Source organism: Frateuria sp. Soil773 (assembly GCF_001428405.1).
Lineage (GTDB): Bacteria > Pseudomonadota > Gammaproteobacteria > Xanthomonadales > Rhodanobacteraceae > LMSL01.
In genome coordinates, this window is the sequence record NZ_LMSL01000038.1 from 300 (window position 1) to 518 (window position 219).

1 protein-coding gene is annotated in these 219 nt (G+C 60.7%); it reads left to right on the forward strand.

Annotated elements, in window-relative coordinates; translation table 11 throughout:
- Positions 1-219 (forward strand): transposase (locus ASG87_RS19435; protein ID WP_326937896.1); only part of this gene is annotated, 219 nt, incomplete at both ends.

Consider the following 219-nt stretch of genomic DNA (forward strand, 5'->3'; position numbering starts at 1 on the left):
GCGTCTGGGCCAAGTACAAAGCGTGCTGGCCGACAGCAGTTATGTGGGCCAGCCCTTTGCGCAGGGTGTACAAGAGGTCTTGGGCGAGTACGTCACGGTGCAGATCGCCAAGCGCAGTGAACTGCACACGTTCAAGGTCATGCCCAAGCGATGGGGCGTCGAGCGCAGTTTTGCCTGGCTGGAGAAGAACAGGCGGCTGTGGAAGAACTGCGAGCGCAG